General features: G+C 60.5%; 17 protein-coding genes. 15 read left to right on the plus strand and 2 right to left on the minus strand.

The genetic code is table 11. From position 1 onward, the window contains the following. Nucleotides 1-63: 63 nt before the first annotated feature. From purF to rarD, 9 genes are all read left to right on the plus strand, one after another. Nucleotides 64-1,572, plus strand: coding sequence for an amidophosphoribosyltransferase (gene purF / locus ACQZ40_RS06380; RefSeq protein ID WP_003520704.1), 1,509 nt, complete (start codon nucleotides 64-66; stop codon nucleotides 1,570-1,572). A gap of 144 nt (nucleotides 1,573-1,716) precedes the next feature. After that, complete coding sequence (locus tag ACQZ40_RS06385; protein ID WP_174044163.1) at nucleotides 1,717-2,460, plus strand: SDR family NAD(P)-dependent oxidoreductase; 744 nt, start codon at nucleotides 1,717-1,719, stop codon at nucleotides 2,458-2,460. 217 nt (nucleotides 2,461-2,677) lie between these two features. Further along, nucleotides 2,678-4,063: a cysteine--tRNA ligase gene (gene cysS / locus ACQZ40_RS06390; protein WP_065654102.1), complete on the plus strand. Its 1,386-nt coding sequence runs from the start codon at nucleotides 2,678-2,680 to the stop codon at nucleotides 4,061-4,063. A 252-nt stretch (nucleotides 4,064-4,315) separates the two neighbouring features. Then, nucleotides 4,316-4,684 carry an endonuclease domain-containing protein gene (locus ACQZ40_RS06395; protein ID WP_448747596.1) on the plus strand — a complete coding sequence of 123 codons (369 nt, stop codon included), beginning with the start codon at nucleotides 4,316-4,318 and terminating at the stop codon, nucleotides 4,682-4,684. Further along, nucleotides 4,681-5,154 (plus strand): GFA family protein, encoded by a 474-nt coding sequence (locus ACQZ40_RS06400; protein WP_003520697.1) that lies wholly within the window; start codon nucleotides 4,681-4,683, stop codon nucleotides 5,152-5,154. The genes ACQZ40_RS06395 and ACQZ40_RS06400 overlap by 4 nt, the downstream gene beginning before the upstream one ends. Further along, nucleotides 5,154-5,618, plus strand: a complete 465-nt coding sequence (locus ACQZ40_RS06405; protein ID WP_078054103.1) for a GFA family protein — start codon at nucleotides 5,154-5,156, stop codon at nucleotides 5,616-5,618. Before ACQZ40_RS06400 ends, ACQZ40_RS06405 begins: the two co-directional genes overlap by 1 nt. Next, nucleotides 5,615-6,100 carry a GFA family protein gene (locus ACQZ40_RS06410; protein ID WP_174039017.1) on the plus strand — a complete coding sequence of 162 codons (486 nt, stop codon included), beginning with the start codon at nucleotides 5,615-5,617 and terminating at the stop codon, nucleotides 6,098-6,100. Before ACQZ40_RS06405 ends, ACQZ40_RS06410 begins: the two co-directional genes overlap by 4 nt. Further along, nucleotides 6,097-7,053, plus strand: coding sequence for a prolyl aminopeptidase (gene pip / locus ACQZ40_RS06415; protein WP_448747597.1), 957 nt, complete (start codon nucleotides 6,097-6,099; stop codon nucleotides 7,051-7,053). Before ACQZ40_RS06410 ends, pip begins: the two co-directional genes overlap by 4 nt. A gap of 216 nt (nucleotides 7,054-7,269) precedes the next feature. Next, nucleotides 7,270-8,178 carry an EamA family transporter RarD gene (gene rarD / locus ACQZ40_RS06420; protein WP_035237103.1) on the plus strand — a complete coding sequence of 303 codons (909 nt, stop codon included), beginning with the start codon at nucleotides 7,270-7,272 and terminating at the stop codon, nucleotides 8,176-8,178. A gap of 54 nt (nucleotides 8,179-8,232) precedes the next feature. On the opposite strand, the gene ACQZ40_RS06425 is transcribed toward rarD, so the two are convergent. Both ACQZ40_RS06425 and ACQZ40_RS06430 read right to left on the minus strand, forming a co-directional pair. After that, entirely contained in the window at nucleotides 8,233-9,993 is a 1,761-nt protein-coding gene (locus ACQZ40_RS06425; protein ID WP_065654110.1) for a peptidoglycan D,D-transpeptidase FtsI family protein, read from the minus strand. Nucleotides 9,994-10,242: 249 nt separating this feature from the next. After that, nucleotides 10,243-10,863 (minus strand): LOG family protein, encoded by a 621-nt coding sequence (locus ACQZ40_RS06430; RefSeq protein WP_078054106.1) that lies wholly within the window; start codon nucleotides 10,861-10,863, stop codon nucleotides 10,243-10,245. Between the two features lie 156 nt (nucleotides 10,864-11,019). On the opposite strand from ACQZ40_RS06430, the gene ACQZ40_RS06435 reads away from it, so the two are divergent. From ACQZ40_RS06435 to ACQZ40_RS06460, 6 genes are all read left to right on the plus strand, one after another. Further along, entirely contained in the window at nucleotides 11,020-13,026 is a 2,007-nt protein-coding gene (locus ACQZ40_RS06435; protein WP_448747598.1) for a LysM peptidoglycan-binding domain-containing protein, read from the plus strand. Between the two features lie 110 nt (nucleotides 13,027-13,136). Next, the gene (locus ACQZ40_RS06440) at nucleotides 13,137-15,023 is read left to right on the plus strand and encodes an ABCB family ABC transporter ATP-binding protein/permease (RefSeq protein WP_080856183.1); all 1,887 of its coding nucleotides are present in this window, start codon (nucleotides 13,137-13,139) and stop codon (nucleotides 15,021-15,023) included. Nucleotides 15,024-15,185: 162 nt separating this feature from the next. Next, nucleotides 15,186-15,884, plus strand: a complete 699-nt coding sequence (locus ACQZ40_RS06445) for a phosphatidylserine decarboxylase (protein ID WP_003520681.1) — start codon at nucleotides 15,186-15,188, stop codon at nucleotides 15,882-15,884. Nucleotides 15,885-15,906: 22 nt separating this feature from the next. After that, nucleotides 15,907-16,776 carry a CDP-diacylglycerol--serine O-phosphatidyltransferase gene (pssA, locus tag ACQZ40_RS06450; RefSeq protein WP_433822465.1) on the plus strand — a complete coding sequence of 290 codons (870 nt, stop codon included), beginning with the start codon at nucleotides 15,907-15,909 and terminating at the stop codon, nucleotides 16,774-16,776. A 172-nt stretch (nucleotides 16,777-16,948) separates the two neighbouring features. Further along, nucleotides 16,949-17,080: a hypothetical protein gene (locus ACQZ40_RS06455; RefSeq protein ID WP_003496883.1), complete on the plus strand. Its 132-nt coding sequence runs from the start codon at nucleotides 16,949-16,951 to the stop codon at nucleotides 17,078-17,080. A 388-nt stretch (nucleotides 17,081-17,468) separates the two neighbouring features. Further along, complete coding sequence (locus ACQZ40_RS06460) at nucleotides 17,469-18,761, plus strand: GGDEF domain-containing response regulator (protein ID WP_433822466.1); 1,293 nt, start codon at nucleotides 17,469-17,471, stop codon at nucleotides 18,759-18,761. Nucleotides 18,762-18,943 lie beyond the last annotated feature (182 nt).

Below are 18,943 nucleotides of genomic sequence, written 5' to 3' on the forward strand. Positions count from 1 at the left end.
CGGGGGAAATACTCACCGGAGAGGTCTTTCTTTTTTTCTCGGTAGAGAGCAAGGGCAAGCCGGATGATTGAGCCGCTTTCGCATTCCCCGTTCCCTGGGGCCACTTTCAAGGAAGAGATCGATGGCGACACGCTGCATGAAGAATGCGGCGTGTTCGGCATTCTCGGCCATGCCGACGCCTCGGCGCTGACCGCTCTCGGCCTGCATGCGCTTCAGCATCGTGGCCAGGAAGCAGCCGGCATCGTCTCCTTCGATGGCAAGCGCTTCCATCAGGAACGCCATATGGGCCTCGTCGGCGATCATTATACCGATCCGGCAACCCTTGCCCGCCTGCCCGGCTCCATCGCCATTGGCCACACCCGTTATTCGACGACGGGCGAAGTTGCGATGCGCAACGTGCAGCCGCTGTTTGCCGAACTGGAAGAAGGCGGCATTTCCATTGCCCATAACGGCAATTTCACCAACGGCCTGACGCTTCGCCGCCAGATCATCGCCACCGGCGCCATCTGTCAGTCGACGTCGGATACCGAAGTCGTCCTTCACCTCATCGCCCGCTCGCGCCACTCCTCCACCGCCGATCGTTTCATCGACGCCATCCGCCAGATGGAAGGCGGTTATTCGATGCTGGCGATGACGCGCACCAAGCTTATTGCCGCGCGTGACCCGATCGGCATCCGCCCGCTGGTCATGGGCGAGCTGGATGGCAAGCCGATCTTCTGCTCGGAAACCTGCGCTCTCGATATCATCGGTGCGAAGTTCGTTCGTGACGTGGAGAACGGCGAAGTCATCATCTGCGAAATCCAGCCTGACGGTTCGATCACCATCGATGCGCGCAAGCCTTCGAAGCCGCAGCCGGAGCGTCTCTGCCTGTTCGAATATGTCTATTTCGCCCGCCCCGATTCCGTCGTCGGCGGCCGCAACGTCTATACGACGCGCAAGAATATGGGCATGAACCTGGCCAAGGAAGCGCCGCTGGAAGCCGATGTGGTGGTTCCGGTTCCCGATGGCGGCACGCCGGCAGCACTCGGTTTTGCGCAGGAAAGCGGTATTCCTTTCGAATACGGCATCATCCGCAACCATTATGTCGGCCGTACCTTCATCGAGCCGACGCAGCAGATCCGCGCTTTCGGCGTCAAGCTCAAGCATTCCGCCAACCGGGCGATGATCGAGGGCAAGCGCGTGGTGCTGGTGGATGATTCCATCGTGCGCGGCACGACCTCGGTGAAGATCGTGCAGATGATCCGCGAGGCGGGCGCCAAGGAAGTGCATATCCGCGTTGCGAGCCCGATGATCTTCCATCCGGACTTCTACGGCATCGACACGCCGGACGCAGACAAGCTGCTCGCCAACCAATATGCCGATGTCGAGGCGATGGCGAAATATATCGGCGCCGATTCGCTGGCCTTCCTGTCCATCGACGGACTTTACCGCGCCGTTGGCGGCGAAAACCGCAACCCGGCCCGTCCGCAGTTCACGGACCATTATTTCACCGGCGATTACCCGACCCGCCTTCTCGACCAGAATGGCGAGGCGATGGGCAGCAAGATTTCCATGCTGGCCAGCAACGGCTGATACGCCTCACACAAGCGGCCATCCGGCTTCCGGTGGCCGCTTTTTTCTTGCCTTTTGTTCAGGTCATCGCATGCGACGATATGATCGCTTGCGAAAAGCCAGCGGCGCTTCGTAGAAGGAAGCGCAATCATTTCGGGGGAGACAATGACGACTATCGATCTCAAGGGCCGCATCGCTCTCGTTACCGGCGCATCGCGCGGCATCGGCTATTTCACGGCGCTGGAGCTCGCCAAGGCCGGGGCGCATGTCATCGCCTGCGCCCGCACGGTGGGCGGCCTTGAGGAGCTGGACGACGCCATAAAGGCCGTCGGCGGCACGGCGACGCTGGTTCCCTTCGATCTCTCCGACATGAAGGCCATCGATGCGCTGGGCGCGAATATCTTCGAGCGCTGGGGCAAGCTCGATATTCTCGTCGCCAATGCCGGCGTTCTCGGCGTCATCTCGCCGGTTGGCCATATCGAGGCGAAAGTCTTCGAAAGGGTCATGAACATCAACGTCACCGCCACCTGGCGACTGATCCGCTCGGTCGAACCGCTGCTTCTGAAGTCGGATGCCGGCCGCGCGCTGATCCTGTCCTCGGGCGCCGCCCATAGCTGTCGCCCCTTCTGGGGTGTCTATTCCACCTCCAAGGCGGCAGTCGAAGCGCTGGCCCGCACCTGGGCGGCGGAAACGCAGAAGAGCGCGCTTCGCGTCAACAGCATCAATCCAGGCGCCACGCGCACGGCGATGCGCGCGCAGGCCATGCCCGGCGAAGACCCGGCCACCGTGCCGCATCCATCTGAGGTGGCCGCAGCCATTCTTCCGCTCGCCTCGCCCGATCTCAAAGAGACCGGTAAACTCTTCGTCGTGCGCGAAGGAAAATTCGTGGATTACCGTCAGCCAGAGTGAATATTTTCCGCTCGGGGCGGCGGTTTGGCCACCACGGTTGCTCTTGACCGGGCCGCACCGCCGCGCCATAAAGCAAGATATGAGAACGATGATCTGCACCTGCTGCTGAGATTTTTTTTGCTGGTTCGCCACCGGCCAGATCGTTTTCGTCTCCCGCAAGGTCAAGAAAGATAAACGTTCCGGCCAGGATAATATTCTGCCTTTAGGGAACTGCCGCATGTCCTTGCGCCTGAAATTTCACAATACACTCACACGCGAAAAAGCGGAATTTGCACCGATCGACGCTGACAATGTGCGCATGTATGTCTGCGGTCCGACGGTTTATGATTTTGCTCATATAGGCAATGCGCGCCCGGTCATCGTTTTCGATGTTCTCTACCGGCTGCTGCGCCACGTCTTTGGCGAAGACCATGTGACCTATGCCCGCAACATCACCGATCTCGATGACAAGATTAATGCGCGGGCGCTGAGGGATTATCCGCATCTGCCGCTGAACGACGCCATCCATGCGGTGACGAAAAAGACCGCCGACCAGTTCCATGAGGATGTGGCCACGCTCGGCTGCCTTCCGCCGACCGTCGAACCGCGCGCCACCGACTACATCGCGGAAATGATCGACCTCATCGAGAAGCTGATCGCCCGCGGCCATGCCTATACGGCTGGCGGAGAGGTGCTGTTCGATACCCGCTCGATGGCGGATTATGGCCAGCTTTCCAAGCGGCCGCTGGACGAGCAGCAAGCCGGCGCGCGCGTGGCGGTGGAAGCCCACAAGAAAACCCCCGGCGATTTCGTGCTGTGGAAGCTGTCCTCGGATAATGAGCCCGGCTGGGAAAGCCCCTGGGGCCGTGGCCGTCCGGGCTGGCATATCGAATGCTCGGCCATGGCCGGTCGCTACCTCGGCGAGGTCTTCGATATTCATGGCGGCGGGCTCGACCTCATCTTCCCGCACCATGAGAACGAAATCGCCCAATCGCGCTGCGCCAACGGCACGCATGTCATGGCCAATGTGTGGATGCATAACGGCTTCGTGCAGGTGGAAGGCCGCAAGATGTCGAAGTCCGAAGGCAACTTCGTGACGATCTACGAATTGCTGCACACGGAGAAATTCGGCGGCCGGAAATGGCCCGGCGAGGTTCTGCGCCTTGCCATGCTGATGACGCATTATCGCGAGCCGATCGATTTTTCGGTGAAGCGTCTGGAAGAGGCCGAACGCCTGCTCGCCAAATGGCCAGCAGCGGAAGCCTCCAATGCTGCACCGGATGAAACCGTGCTCGAAGCGCTTGCCGACGATCTCAACACGGTTGCCGCCGTGCAGGCGCTGCATGCGCTGGCGCATGCTGCCAACACCGATCCATCCAGGCTGCCTGCCTTTGCGGCCAGTGCTGCCCTGCTCGGTGTGCTGCCGAAGAAGGCGGAAATGGACGAGGCCATCGTTTCGGCCGTCGATGCGCTGGTGGAATTGCGTCTGGAAATGTTGAAGGCGAAGAACTTTGCGGAAGCGGATCGTTTGCGTGACGAGCTTTCCGAGAAGGGTATTCAGCTGAAGGATGGGAAGGACAAGGAGACCGGGGAACGGACGACGACGTGGGAGTTGAAGCGGTAGGCTCCGCATTCGAGGCTCACCCCCCCTCTGCCCTGCCGGGCATCTCCCCCTCAAGGGGGGAGATCGATCTGTGGCGCGGTCTTGCCCATCTCAACGCTTAAGAGTGAAGTTGAGGTAGCGCCTCCTGCTGATCTCCCCCTTGAGGGGGAGATGCCCGGCAGGGCAGAGGGGGGTAAGCCCCACGACACGCCCTTGCTTTCACCCACGCCATGCTCCAATCTCGCCGCACCCCCATCAAGCCGCGAGCATCCCGTGCCCCATGCCAAGGTCGAGCTAAAACACCGCGCGTATGCCCGGCAGATGCGGAAGACCATGACCGTCGCAGAACTGAAGTTCTGGAACGCCGTCCGCGCTCACCGCCTTGACGGCCTGTCTTTCAGACGCCAGCTGCCGGTTGCCGGATATATCGTTGATTTCGCTTGCCCCTCGCATAAGATCATTGTCGAACTGGACGGGTTTCAGCACGCGGATGACGCTGAGGCAGCCTATGACCGAGAGAGAACACGCACGTTTGAGGAACTTGGCTGGACAGTCCTCCGTTTCTGGAACGAGGATATCCTCGGAGACATCGACAATGTCTGTCTCCACATTATCCGAATGGTGAAGGAGGACCGACCATGACGACATATACCGGCGGATGCCAGTGCGGCGCGATCCGTTTTCGCGCCTCCGGTGAACTGAAAGACAGTTCCATATGCCATTGCCGCATGTGCCAGAAGGCTTTCGGGGCCTATTACGCGCCGCTGGTTTCGGTGCGCGGCGTGGAATTCGAATGGACGCGGGGAGAGCCGAAACGCTTCCAGTCCTCCAGCGTCGTCAAGCGCGGTTTCTGCCCTGAATGCGGAACTCCGCTGACTTATGAAGCGCCTGACGGTGTGGCGGTGGCGGCCGGGGCCTTTGACGATCCCGCCGCGTTGCCGCCGACCATTCAGTGGGGCGTGGAACGCAAGATCGATTTCGTCGACACGCTTCACACGCTGCCTGCGGTTGCCACAGAGGACGACCTGACGCAGGTGGATTACCTCGCCGATCTCGTTTCCTACCAGCACCCCGACCACGACACCGAAAATTGGCCACCGGAGAACAGATGATGAGCGAAGCGGGATTTTCCGGCGGTTGCCAGTGCGGCGCCGTGCGTTTCCATGCGGGCAAGCTCGGCCGGGCCTCCATCTGCCATTGCCGCATGTGCCAGAAACATTTCGGCAATTTTTTCGGCGCGCTGGTCAGCGCCGATCAGGCTCATTTGACCTGGACACGCGGCCAGCCGTCCCTCTTCCGATCTTCGGGAAAAATCCATCGCGGTTTTTGCAACAAATGCGGCACGCCGTTGACCTATCATTATCCCGGCGGCGTGGAGATCGCCATCGGCGCTTTCGATGAGCCCGAGCGGATCGAGCCGCAGGTGCAGGTCAATTTCCACAAGCGCATGCCCTGGATCGAGCAGCTGTTCGGCAAACCGGCCGTGGAACAGGGCGTGGACGAGGCGGAGATCACCTCCTATCAGCACCCGGATCACGACACGCAGGTCTGGCCGCCGGAAGACGAGCGCGCATGAGCGGGGCCGAGGGTTTCAGCGGCGGATGCCAGTGCGGCGCAGTGCGTTATCGGATAGAAGGCGGTCTTCGTTATCCGCATCTGTGCCATTGCCGCATGTGCCAGAAGGCATCGGGCAATTATTTCATGCCGCTTGCCGCAGCTGCGCTTACGCAATTTGAAATGACCCGTGGCGAAGCAGCGTGGTTCCAGTCTTCCGATCACGTGCGTCGCGGTTTCTGCGGCAGATGCGGCACGCCGCTATTCTATGACATGCCGGGCGCCGATTTCATCAATATCACCCTCGGTTCGCTGGACGAACCCCAGCGGGTGAGGCCCGAGGCGCAATCCAATCTCGCCGGTAAAATGCACTGGTTCAGCTCACTCGATGGCTTGCCGGTCGAGCCGGAACCTGCAACGGATAGCCCTCCCCCTCGGGTGAAAAATTACCAGCACCCGGACCATGATACGGCCGAATGGCCAGCGAAGGACGATGACCCATGACCGAAGAATTGCGCGGCCTTTACCCCGAGATCGAACCCTTCGAGACCGGCATGTTCGATGTCGGGGACGGCCACACGATTTATTGGGAACGGGTGGGCACGCGCGGTGGAAAACCGGCGGTTTTCCTGCATGGCGGCCCCGGCGGCGGGGTGAACCCCACGCATCGCCGCGTTTTCGATCCCGCCCTTTACGACGTCATCCTGTTCGATCAGCGCGGCTGCGGCCGCTCCACGCCGCATGCCGAACTTGAAGCCAACACCACATGGCATCTCGTTGCCGATATCGAAAGGCTGCGCGAACTCTGCGGCTTCGAAAAATGGCTGGTTTTCGGCGGTTCCTGGGGCTCGACGCTGGCGCTCGCCTATGCCGAGACCCATCCGAACCGCGTCAGCGAACTGGTTTTGCGCGGCATCTACACCGTTACCAGACCGGAACTGGACTGGTACTACCAGTTCGGCGTTTCCGAAATGTATCCGGATCGGTGGGAAAAATTCATCGCGCCCATCCCGCAAGCCGAACGCGGCGAGATGATGCAGGCCTATAACCGCTATCTCACCGGCACCGACGAGGCAAAGAAACTCGAATGCGCCAAGGCATGGAGCCAGTGGGAAGGGGCGACCATCTCGCTCGTCAGCGATCCCGACCGGGTCGAGGATTTTGGCGAGGATAAATACGCCATCGCTTTCGCCCGCATCGAAAACCACTTCTTCGTCAATGGCGGCTGGCTGGAGGAAGGCCAATTGCTGCGCGACGCCGGCAAACTGAAAGATATTCCCGGCGTCATCGTGCATGGGCGTTATGACATGCCCTGCCCGCTGAAATATGCCTGGCAGCTGGCCAAGGCCTGGCCGAAGGCGGATTTCCACATCATCGAGGCGGCCGGACACGCGATGAGCGAGCCGGGCATTCTTGACCAACTGATCCGCGCCAACGACCGTTTTGCCGGGAAATAACCCGTCCTTTCAGCGCCTTGCGACGGCCGGATAAGACAATGATTCAGGCGGGGCTTCCTGCGTGAATCGTCTCCTCCCGTCGCGGGGCAGCCCATTTCAAGGGCAGCGCGCCTTTTATTCATGCAGTTTTTCTCATGGACCCTTCACGGAAATGAATTGGCCGCCACTGTGGCGATCCGTTATAAAACGCTATCCGAACAATTGGCGGTACTCCCCATGGCACTCGACAAATCGCTCCCGGCCCAGGAGGGCGGCGACAGCGCGCGCGGTTTTGCTTTCGCGCTTTCCGCTTATCTGCTCTGGGGGTTTCTTCCCTTTTACATGAAGGCGGTTGCGCATATTTCGCCGATCGAGGTCATCGTCCATCGCGTCGTCTGGTCGGTGCCGATTGCGGCGGTTGTGCTGATTGCGCTCGGGCGCACGGCGGAAATCAGAACCGCGCTCAGAACCCCCAAGATGCTGGCAATGGCCAGCCTGACGGCCATCCTCATCAGCATCAACTGGGGCGTCTATATCTGGGCGATCGGGGCAGGCCGCGCGCTCGATGCCGCGCTTGGCTACTTCATCAATCCGCTGTTCAGTATTTTCCTCGGCGCGGTTCTTCTCAAGGAAAAGCTCTATCCGGCGCAGATCGCCGCCATCGGTCTTGTGGCGCTGGCGGTGGCCATCCTCACCTGGCATGCGGGCAGCCTGCCCTGGGTGTCCATCGCGCTCACCGTGTCCTGGGGTTTTTATGCCTTTTTCCGCAAGACTTTGCCGATTGGCGCGACGCAGGGCTTCCTGCTGGAAGTCATGCTTTTATCCATCCCCGCCGTGCTGGTGATGATCTGGCTTGCCTTCAACGGACAGGCGCATTTCATGGGCGGCAATTCCGCCGATACCTGGCTTCTGGCGACAAGCGGGCTCATCACGGCCGTGCCGCTCATCCTCTATGGCAATGGCGCGAAACTGCTGCGGCTGTCGACCATCGGCATCATGCAATATATCGCGCCGACGATGATCTTCCTCATCGCCATCTTCGTCTTCAAGGAGCCGTTCGACATGGTGCGCATGGCCGCCTTTGCGATGATCTGGGTGGCGCTGGCGATCTATACCGGCTCCAGCCTGCTGCGGCTCAAGCGCTAATCCGGGCTGCTTCCCTCATTCCTTTGCTCATCACGGGAATGAGGAGAGGTGGCGTCAATAATCCACCAGCAATTGCGGGTTGGCATCGTAACCGAAACGCGGTTTGACGCCGAGAAGGCCCGCCGTCTGGGCGATGATTTCGCGTGTCATCGGGGCTGCGGTGGAGGCCGCCGTGCGCCCGCCGTTCACGCCGGTTCTCGGGGCGTCGATCATCGTCAGCACGACATATTTCGGCTTGTGCATGGGAAAACCGGCCACGAAGGCGTTGAAATTGATATCCTTGGCGTAACGGCCATTGATCACCTTGTCGGCGGTTCCGGTCTTGCCGCCCACATGAAATCCTTCCACCTGCGCGCCACGGCCGGAACCCTTGATGCCGTTCCAGTTGAACAGGTAGCGCATATCGGCGCTCGTCCTGTCGTTGATGACGGTGCGCGCGAGCGATGCGGCGGCCTCTTTCGAACGTGGCAGGAAGGTCGGCGAAATCAGGTTGCCGCCATTGATCAGCGCGGCAGCGGCCACCGCCGTCTGCAACGGGGTGGTGGCGACGCCGTGGCCGAAGGAGATGGTGACGGAATTGATCTTCTTCCAGTTTCTCGGCTGGGTGGGCGTGGCGACGCCCGGCATTTCCGTGTCCATTCTGGTAAGCAGCCCGAGCTTCGTCAGGAATTGCTGATGGCCTTCTACCCCGACCTTGTCAGCCACCGCCGCCGTGCCGATATTCGATGAATATTGAAACACTTCCGGAATGGAGAGCGGCCGGTTCCGGCCCTTGAAATCCTTGATGGTGAAGCCGCCCATGCGGATCGGCCGCGACGCATCCACCACCGAACCCAGTGTGATCGCCCCGGCATCCAGCCCCATGGCGAGCGTAAAACTCTTGAAGGTGGAGCCCATTTCGAAGGTGGCGTTGCTCATCCGGTTGAACCAGCCCTTTTCGTACTCCCTGTCTATGCTGCCATCGGCAAGGGTGCGGGAAGGTTCGTTCGGATCGTAATCCGGCACGGAGGCCATGGCCAGCACCTCGCCCGTCTCCACATCGAGGATCACTGAACCTGCCGCTTCGGCCTGATAGGCGCTTTTCGCCTTCACGACCACTTCGCGGACGATGTTCTGTACCCTGAGATCGATGGAGAGACGCACCGGCTCCAGCGGCGCGCCGCTGGCAAGACCCACGGCGCGCAGATCGGCCAGGCCCTGCTGGTCGAGATAACGCTCCATGCCGGCAAGCCCCTGATTGTCGACATTGACGTGGCCGATAATATGCGAAGCGGTGGGGCCACCCGGATAAAACCTTCGCTTTTCCGGCCGGAAGCCGATGCCCGGTATGCCGAGATTGAGAATATCCGCCTGCTGCCGGGGTGTCAGCTGCCGTCGCAGCCACTGAAAACCGGTGTCCGAGCGCAACCGGCGGTGCGTTTCACGCCAGTCGAGATTGGGAATGACGGTCGCGAGTTTCTCCACCACCTCATCCGGATCGACGATCCGGCGCGGATCCGCATAAAGCGAGACCATGTTGAGATCGGTCGCCAGAAGCGTGCCGTTGCGATCGACAATATCCGGCCGGGAGGCGACGGCGTTGACGCCAGTATTGATCCATGCGGTCGCCACGGGTTCGGCAAGACCGTATTGCACGAGACGCGCGGCGACGACGCCATAGATGACAGCGAAGACGGCGATCACGATGCCGAGCCTCATGCGCGCATCGACCCTGCGGCGGGCGGCGGAACCGAGGAGCGCCTCCCTGCCCTTCGCGGAATTTCTCTGAATAATAAAATGCGCCCGGCTTTTGAGCCGCACCACAAAAGCAATCATTTCCCGATGACACCCACTCTCATGGCGGCGAAACGAATTCCGCGACACCAACGCCTTATTGAGGCTGGCACAGGATCAGTCGCGGGGCCATGAAAAGAGAGGGCGGAGCAATGCCGCCGTTAAATCTGTATTAATATACATTTAAAATTGTAACGAGCCGTGAGGCGGCCGTTAACAATCGTCGCACCGATCAGGATGAACAGACCGGGATTCAAGGCGAAAACCGCTTACGCTTTTCGCCATCCCGGCCTAGAGGCGGGAAATCACCGAAGGATCGCCTTCCGGCTTCTGCTGCGCCAGCGCCCGGTCGATGATGGCCGGCACGATATCCTTCACCTCGTCGATGACGAGCGGGTTGAGAAGATGCGCCCGGTGGATGAAACCCTGATCGCGCATGTGCTGCACCAGTTCCAGCATCGGGTTCCAGAAACCGTTGATATTGGCAAAGACCATCGGCTTGGCATGGCGGCCGAGCTGCGCCCAGGTCATGATCTCGACGATCTCCTCCAGCGTGCCGACACCGCCAGGCAATGTCACGAAGGCATCGGAGCGCTCGAACATCATATGTTTGCGCTCATGCATGTCCTTGGTAATGACAAGCTCGTTCAATTGTCCGAGAGAATGGCGCGTCGCCTCCATATCGACCAGAAATTCCGGTATGATGCCGGTCACTTCGCCGCCATTGGAAAGAACGCCGCTGGCAACCGCGCCCATGATGCCCTTGGTGCCGCCGCCATAGACGAGGCGAATGCCGTTTTCGGCAATGGATTTCCCAAGCGCGCGGCCCGCTTCCATATGGGCCGGATCACGTCCGGGCTGGGAGCCGCAATAAACGCAGATGGATCGAATCGCTGTATTTTTGTCCGTCATGAAGGGAAGGAACTATGTGCGATGCGGCACGTCAAGAAAATTTGGGAAATCCCTTGCAAATATGGCCTTTTGGCCACTCGCCGCTTGTCTGGCGCAAGGTAAGACGCTAGCAATCTCAACTCGTGTGAAAAGCTTGAAATACCCGGAGATTCCAGGATGAAAAACAATAAGGCCGGTTTGCTGGCGCTGATCGTGCTGGGCGTTGCGTCCCTGCTCATGATCTTTTTCGTCCTGCCGCGGATTTCAAACGACGGCAAACCGATCGGCGACGCCATCAACGAGGCCGGCAACGCCGTGAAGAACAGCGTTGAAATGGGCGCAGACAAGGCGGGCGACATTCTCTCCGACGCCGCCGAGGAAACCGCCAATATCGCCGACAAGGTCGGGCGGCGGGCGGCTTCCGCTACCCAGTCGATCAAGGATCTGACGACGCTTTTCGCCGATAGCAAGGTTCCCTCCGACGCCGATTTCGCGGCGGCGCGCAAGAAGGTCGAGACCTCGCTCAAGGAACTGACGAATATCGAAATTCCAGAGTCGCTGGACGAAACGACGTCGCGCCTCATCACCACCGCCCGCACGGCCGCCGAACGCACCACGGCGTTCCTGCGCGGCCTGCCCGACAATGCGGCGGCGGCGGCAGCACAGGTGCGCCGTCTGGCAGGCGTTTTCGCCGGCACCGACGATGGCGCGCCCGAACCGGCAAAGCCGGCCGCAGCACCCGCCGATGCGGCACAATCGTCTGCCGCCACGCCGACTTTCGACGTGCTGCGTGTCGAGCCGGACGGTTCGGCCGTGATTGCCGGCAAGGCACAGCCCGGCGCAAAGCTCGAAATCTTGAGCAACGGCAAGGTGGTCGCCCAGACGACCATCGACGGCACCGGCGATTTCGCCGCCGTTTTCGACAATCCGCTTCCCCCGGGCGATCACGAGCTGGTGCTGCGTTCGACCGATGCCAGCGGCAAGGCGACGCAATCCGAAGAAGTAGCCACGGTTTCCGTGCCTGACGGCAAGGCGGGAGAGCTTCTGGCCATGGTTTCCAAGCCCGGCAAGGCAAGCCGCGTGCTGGCCATGCCGGAGGCGGCTCCGCCGGCGCTTCAGCCGCAAGCCGCGCCGTCGCAGCAGCCTGCGGCAACATCTGAGCCCAGCGCCAACATCGCTTCCGCACCGCTCGCCGGTACTGCGGCTCCGTCCGCTGCGGCCCCGCTGACATCGAGCGTCCAGGTCACTGCCGTCGAGTTCGAGGGATCGAAGATTTTCGTCGCGGGCTCCGCACCTGCCGGTTCAACGGTGCGTGCGCTGGTCGATGACAGGGAAATCGGCAAGAGCATCACGGAAGCCTCCGGCCATTTCGTCGTCGAAGGTGATGTCGATCTTAGCGTCGGCAGCCATATCATCACCGTCGAGGAACTGAATGCCGACGGCACCGCGAAGGTGCGTGTGCGCGTTCCCTTCGAGCGGCCGCAGACCGATCAGGCAACCGTCGCCATGCAGACGCCGTCCGCTTCGTCGTCAGCAACCACGACTACGGCGCCTGCCGAAAACCAGAGCACGGCAAGCGACCGCGCCGCTTTCGAAAAGCTGCGCGCCGATGTCGCCAAGGCCTTCGGCATTCTTTCCAATCTTTACAAGGATCAGGCCACGCCGGCGCTCGATCAGGCCATTGCCGGCCGCTCCGCCGTCGTCATCGGTCTCAAGTCGCTTTCGGAATTCCGCACCGCAGCCGCGACCGAACCCGCCTTCACCGCTTTTGCGGGCGATATTACCGCCAAAGCGCGTCAGTTGCTGACATCGGTTGAAGCATGGCCGAACGATGTGGCGGCAATCGGCAAGGGCATCGCCTCGCTGGCAAGCCGCCTTGCCGAACTCCACATCACGGCACCCGCCGCTCCCGCGCCACAGGCGCCCGCCGGCCCGCAGACCTTCGAGCAGGCGCCGCTAGCCGAGAGCCAGAACAGCGTCATCATCCGCCGTGGCGATACGCTGTGGCAGATTTCCCGTCGCGTTTATGGTCAGGGCGTGCGTTACACCACGATCTACCTCGCCAACGAAGATCAGATCAAAAACCCCGATCTGATCGAGCCCGGCCAGATTTTCGGCGTGCCGAAAGAGGCGCTGCCGAATGCGGAAGAACTTCACCGCAAGCGGCTGAAGAGCGGCTCCTGAGCATTTGAAGCGTTGCGGTGAACCCGCAACGACCCTATCTGTGACACGCGCGGCGGCTTGACCAAAGCCGCCGCCCTGCTGTCGGCTTCCGGCAGTGACCGGAGCGAATGATGGCCACGAAGAAAAAAACCATTTCGGCGGATTCCAGCAATCCCACCCAGACGCTGATCAATCTCTGGCCGTATATGTGGCCGGAAGGGCGGTGGGACCTGAAGATGCGGGTGATCTGGGCCACCGTGTACCTGATCGTCGCCAAGCTGGTGCTGATCTCCGTTCCCTATTTCTTCAAATGGGCGACCGATGCGCTGAACGGCCGGCTGGATATGGCCGGGCTTGTTCCCGCCTTCCTGCTCGGCGCCGTCGCGCTGGTGATCGCCTATAATCTGACGCGGCTGATCCAGGTCGGGCTCAACCAGCTGCGCGATTCGCTTTTCGCCAGCGTCGGCCAGCATGCGGTGCGTCAGCTCGCTTACAGGACCTTCGTGCACATGCACCGGCTTTCTTTGCGGTTCCATCTGGAGCGCAAGACCGGCGGACTGTCGCGGGTCATCGAGCGTGGCACCAAGGGCATCGAAACCATTGTCCGCTTTACCATTCTCAACACCGCGCCGACCTTTATCGAATTCCTGCTGACGGCGATCATTTTCTGGGCCTCCTACGGTTTTTCCTATGTGCTCGTCACGGTCATCACGGTCTGGGCCTATATCTGGTTCACCGTGCGGGCCAGCAACTGGCGTATCGGCATTCGCCGCGCCATGAACGACAGCGACACAGACGCCAATACCAAGGCGATCGACTCGCTTCTGAATTTCGAAACCGTCAAATATTTCGGCAATGAGGAGATGGAGGCGCGGCGTTTCGACGTCGCCATGGAGCGTTACGAAAAATCGGCGATCTCGATCTGGACCTCGCTCGGCTGGCTGAACTTCGGCCAGGGCGTGATCTTCGGCATCGGCTCCACCGTCATGATGGTAATGTCGGCGCTTGCCGTGCAGCGCGGCGAACAGACCATCGGCGATTTCGTCTTCGTCAATGCGCTGTTGTTGCAGCTTTCTGTGCCGCTCAATTTCATCGGTTTCGTCTATCGCGAAATCCGCCAGGGCCTGACCGACATCGAACAGATGTTCGATCTTCTGGAGGTGGAGGCGGAAGTCACCGACAGGCCGGATGCGAAACCGCTCGCAGCCGGACCCGGCGCGATTTCCTTCCGCGACGTGCATTTCGCCTATGACCCCGAAAGACCGATCCTAAAGGGCGTTTCCTTCGACGTGCCGGCCGGCAAGACGGTGGCCATCGTCGGCCCTTCGGGTGCGGGAAAATCGACGATCTCGCGGCTGCTTTATCGTTTCTACGATATTCAGGAAGGCTCCGTCACCGTCGACGGGCAGGATATTCGCGATGTGACGCAGAAGAGCCTGCGCTCGGTGATCGGCATGGTGCCGCAGGACACGGTGCTTTTTAACGACACGCTCGCCTACAACATCCGTTATGGCCGTCCCTCAGCCACCGACGAGGAACTGAGGGCGGCCGCGGATGCGGCGCAGATCAGCGCCTTCATCGGCAAGCTGCCGGAGGGTTATGCCACCATGGTCGGCGAACGCGGCCTGAAGCTTTCCGGCGGGGAAAAACAGCGCGTGGCGATTGCCCGCACGATCCTCAAGGCGCCGCCGATCCTCATTCTCGACGAGGCGACTTCGGCGCTTGATACGCATACGGAACAGGAAATCCAGAGCGCGCTCGACATCGTCTCGAAAAACCGCACGACGCTGGTTATCGCCCACCGCCTTTCCACCGTCATCGGCGCGGATGAGATCATCGTATTGAAGGACGGGCAGATCGCCGAACGCGGCACGCACAGCTCGCTGATGGGGCAGAACGGCCTCTACGCCTCGATGTGGAGCCGCCAGCGCGAGGCGATCCGCGCCGAGGAAATGCTGCGCCATGTGCGTGAAACCGACGATCTGGGTGTCATCGACCGCGGGGAACCCGCCCATTGATGGCTGTACCCCGGGGTAACAGGGCCAACGGGCGCACCCCACCATTGCCGGGCGGCCTTTTTGGCTGTAACCAGCTAGGCAAAATTTGTCGCATTGCCGTTTGGATCGTGTCGTATCGCGACCATATAGACGCGACAGACGGAAACCGGAGCAAGGAATCTCATGAATCTGTTCGACACCATTCGCAACACCATCGTACCGATCCACAAGGAAGGTTATGTCTTTGTGGCGGCCTTCTTCGTCGCATCGCTGGTGCTCGGCTGGATCGCCGAACCGCTGTTCTGGGTCGGTCTGGTGCTGACGGCCTGGTGCGCCTATTTCTTCCGCGATCCCGAGCGCGTCACGCCGCAGGATGACGACCTCATCATCAGCCCGGCCGATGGGAAGGTTTCCGCCGTGCAGAGCGTCGTTCCGCCGCTGGAGCTGGAACTCGGCAAGGAGCCGCTGGTGCGCATCTCGGTGTTCATGAACGTGTTCAACTGCCATGTGAACCGTTCGCCGGTACGCGGCCGTATCGTCAATGTCGCCTACCGTCCCGGCCTCTTCCTCAATGCCGAAGTGGACAAGGCTTCCGAAGACAATGAGCGCAACGGCCTCGTCATCGAGACATCGCACGGCAAGGTCGGCGTGGTGCAGATCGCCGGCATGGTTGCACGCCGCATCGTCTGCTGGGTAAAGCCGAATGAACCAGTCGATGCCGGTGAGCGTTTCGGTCTTATCCGTTTCGGTTCGCGCCTCGATATCTTCCTTCCCGCAGGTTTCGAGCCGCGTGTATCGGTCGGCCAGACGGCGATTGCCGGTGAAACCGTGCTCGCCGAATTCGGCTCCGCCAAGGGTCCGGTCGTCAGCCGCCGCGGCTGACGGAAACAGGAAGGGCATGCGCATGGAAACGCCGATCGCCGAGTCGCAACAGAACGGCAAACCCGAGGGCCGCAGCGACAGCGGCCGTGGACCGCGGCTGAGGGAAATTCCCTTTCGCCTCGTCGTTCCCAATCTCATCACCGTTCTGGCCATCTGTGCGGGCCTGAGCGGCGTGCGTCTCGCCATCGAGGGTCGCTTCGAGCTGGCCGTCGGCATGGTGCTGCTCGCCGCCTTCCTCGACGGCATAGACGGGCGCATCGCCCGCATGATGAAAGCGACGTCCAAATTCGGCGAGCAGATGGACTCGCTGGCCGATATCGTCAATTTCGGCGTCGCGCCTGCGCTGGTGGTCTATGCCTACCTTCTCGATCAGGCACGCTCCATCGGCTGGATCGCCGCCCTCATTTACGTCATCGCCGCCGGCCTGCGTCTGGCGCGCTTCAACGTCATGATCGAGCGGCCCGTGAAGGCGCCCTGGCAGAATGAGTTCTTCGTGGGCGTTCCCGCCCCGATGGGCGCCATGCTGGTGCTGCTGCCGGTTTATCTCGGCTTCCTCGGCGTCGAGCCGGACAAGCCCTTCGCCTATGTCGCCGCCGCCTATACCGTGCTGATCGGTTACCTCCTCATCAGCCGCCTGCCGGTCTGGTCGGGCAAATCCGGCACCAGCCGCATTCGCCGCGATCTGGTGCTGCCGATGATCCTCGTAGTCGTGCTTTATGTAGCGATGCTCATGAGCTTCACCTGGGAAGTACTGGTTCTGACGGTTGCCGCCTATCTCGTCTTCATTCCCATCAGCGCCCGCCTCTGGCATCGCCGCTACGGCACGCTGACCATCGAGGAAGACGGGCATGACGATGCCAATGGCGGCAACGGCCTCGATCGCGGTATTTAAAACCGCAGGTTTATTTTTTCTCGCACAAGCCGGCGCAGGATGTGACGCAAAATGTCGCAGCCTGAAAAGCCGGCTTCGTTTTTCTTCGCCTCGAATCCGTCAAGATTAGCCGCGAAAGAAGTGGCTCACACGCATCGCAACGGCGATTGGCGTGAATTGTGGAGAGAGAGAAATGACGAACGAGACGAAGGCGCAGCCGCAGGCGAAGCCCGACCTCAACAGCCACTACCGCCCGCTCGGACTGAAGGCCGTTGCGGCCGCAGCCCTGATGCTGAAGCGTAAACCTGCCGCCAAAACCGCCTGAAAATATTCGGTTTTTTGATTTTTCGAATTTTGCGGACTGTCCGGAAAACGGAACGTTCCCAACGGAAAATCGACAATCACGCGGCGCCTTTTCCGGGCGCCGTTTTTGTTTCAAGCACTGCCGCTAAACTGCAGAGCGTCAGTCTTTCATAAAATCCGCGACCTTCTGTAACGAAGCTGCAACGAAAGTGTAGTAAAAATCTCGCCTTCCACAAGAAGGCTATACGAACACCGACGTATAGATTAGTGAATACAAAAGAACTTTTCTATTCCGCATTTTTTTCCACAACAATGCATAAGCTGGATTTCGAATCCGCAGACACGCGGATGACGAGTATTCGGCGTTGAGGAAAGATTGTGAAGACAGGCCAGGGGGGCTTGGGACGGCCATGCAGGATAAAATCCTTCTGATTGAAGATTCCGTTGCTCTTTCCATGCTGCTGAAGACGCGGCTTTCGGAAGAAACGGAGGCCGAGGTCGTCCATTGCGACAGCATGGCCGCGGCCGATACCCTCATGCAGGCCCATAGTTTCACGCTGGCGCTGACGGGTCTCAACCTGCCCGATGCGCCGAAGGGCGAGATTCTCGCCCTTCTATCCGAGCGCAAGGTGCCGGCCATCGTTTTCACCGCCACGGTGGATGAGGAGGCGCGCAAGCGCTACGCCGAAAAGAAGATCATCGATTACATCGTCAAGGACGGTCATCGCACCGTCGATGCGGTCGTCAGAACCGTCCAGCGGATTTTGAACAACAAGCTATTCTCCGTTCTTGTGGTCGATGATGTGCGCGCGGCACGGTCCGGCCTCGTGGAAATTCTGGAGCGGCAAAATTTTAGGGTCAGCGAGGCCCACTCCGGCAAGCAGGCGCTGGAAATCCTGTCGCAGAACCCGACGATCCAGCTCGTCATCACCGATTATCATATGCCTGACATGGACGGTTATGAGTTGACGCGCCGCATCTGCGACAGCCGCTCATCCGAAGATTTGCGGGTGATCGGCATATCGTCCTCCACAGACCGGTTGCTTTCGGCAAGCTTCCTGAAGGCTGGCGCCTCGGATTTCGTCTACCGCCCCTTCGTGCCGGAAGAATTGCAGTGCCGTATCGATAACAATATCGAGACGTTGAAGCAGCTCAAACGCCTGCGCGAACTGGCCGAACGCGACCACCTTACCGGCCTGCCGAACCGCCGCTCCTTCTTCGAGCGCACGCGGGCGCTGATGGATGTCATCAACGGCAATGACGAGAGCGGCGCCATTGCCATTCTCGACATCGACCATTTCAAGAAGATCAACGACACGCTGGGCCACGATGCCGGCGACAGGGCGCTGAAAAAGCTGGCCGAACTGCTGCATGACATGTGTGACGAGCAACGCCACATTCCCGCCCGCCTGGGCGGCGAGGAGTTTGCCGTGTTCCTGCGCGGGCTGGATGCGCACGCCGCCTATCAGTTCTGCGAGGATCTGCGCGGGCAAGTGGAAAAGAACGGCCGGCAGCTGAGCGGTAGCAGCCTCGCCCTGACGATTTCGCTCGGCGTCGTGGAGATCGAAAAGGGCGAGCCCTTCGACAACCAGCTGAATGCAGCGGACCAGCTGCTCTATCTCGCCAAGGCGAATGGCCGCAACCGCGTTTATTCCGACATCATGATCCAGGAAGGCCTGCAGAAGATCGGGCGGAACGGCTGAGTTTTCTGAACAAGATAGTCTTGCGTGGGATCGAGCGCGTGCCGCTTGTTTCTTCTCCCCGCCGGGGAGAAGGTCGCGGCAGCGGGATGAGCGACTGTCTTTGATGTCAAGCGTTTTGCCATGGTTTGTTGTCTCTGATGATGGCGTTGAGCATTGTCAGAAGCTTTCGCATGGTTGCGACG

The organism is Agrobacterium sp. 16-172Ci (genome assembly GCF_053522725.1).

What these genes read in the sequence shown, in the direction of transcription:
- purF (WP_003520704.1), top strand. Translation starts at nt 64, where the DNA reads ATGATTGAGCCGCTTTCGCATTCCCCGTTCCCTGGGGCCACTTTCAAG.
- ACQZ40_RS06405 (WP_078054103.1), top strand. Translation starts at nt 5,154, where the DNA reads ATGAGCGAAGCGGGATTTTCCGGCGGTTGCCAGTGCGGCGCCGTGCGT.
- ACQZ40_RS06425 (WP_065654110.1), bottom strand. Translation starts at nt 9,993, where the DNA reads ATGATTGCTTTTGTGGTGCGGCTCAAAAGCCGGGCGCATTTTATTATT.
- ACQZ40_RS06440 (WP_080856183.1), top strand. Translation starts at nt 13,137, where the DNA reads ATGGCCACGAAGAAAAAAACCATTTCGGCGGATTCCAGCAATCCCACC.
- pip (WP_448747597.1), top strand. Translation starts at nt 6,097, where the DNA reads ATGACCGAAGAATTGCGCGGCCTTTACCCCGAGATCGAACCCTTCGAG.
- ACQZ40_RS06455 (WP_003496883.1), top strand. Translation starts at nt 16,949, where the DNA reads ATGACGAACGAGACGAAGGCGCAGCCGCAGGCGAAGCCCGACCTCAAC.
- ACQZ40_RS06435 (WP_448747598.1), top strand. Translation starts at nt 11,020, where the DNA reads ATGAAAAACAATAAGGCCGGTTTGCTGGCGCTGATCGTGCTGGGCGTT.
- ACQZ40_RS06445 (WP_003520681.1), top strand. Translation starts at nt 15,186, where the DNA reads ATGAATCTGTTCGACACCATTCGCAACACCATCGTACCGATCCACAAG.
- ACQZ40_RS06410 (WP_174039017.1), top strand. Translation starts at nt 5,615, where the DNA reads ATGAGCGGGGCCGAGGGTTTCAGCGGCGGATGCCAGTGCGGCGCAGTG.
- cysS (WP_065654102.1), top strand. Translation starts at nt 2,678, where the DNA reads ATGTCCTTGCGCCTGAAATTTCACAATACACTCACACGCGAAAAAGCG.
- ACQZ40_RS06400 (WP_003520697.1), top strand. Translation starts at nt 4,681, where the DNA reads ATGACGACATATACCGGCGGATGCCAGTGCGGCGCGATCCGTTTTCGC.
- ACQZ40_RS06385 (WP_174044163.1), top strand. Translation starts at nt 1,717, where the DNA reads ATGACGACTATCGATCTCAAGGGCCGCATCGCTCTCGTTACCGGCGCA.
- ACQZ40_RS06430 (WP_078054106.1), bottom strand. Translation starts at nt 10,863, where the DNA reads ATGACGGACAAAAATACAGCGATTCGATCCATCTGCGTTTATTGCGGC.
- rarD (WP_035237103.1), top strand. Translation starts at nt 7,270, where the DNA reads ATGGCACTCGACAAATCGCTCCCGGCCCAGGAGGGCGGCGACAGCGCG.
- ACQZ40_RS06460 (WP_433822466.1), top strand. Translation starts at nt 17,469, where the DNA reads ATGCAGGATAAAATCCTTCTGATTGAAGATTCCGTTGCTCTTTCCATG.
- pssA (WP_433822465.1), top strand. Translation starts at nt 15,907, where the DNA reads ATGGAAACGCCGATCGCCGAGTCGCAACAGAACGGCAAACCCGAGGGC.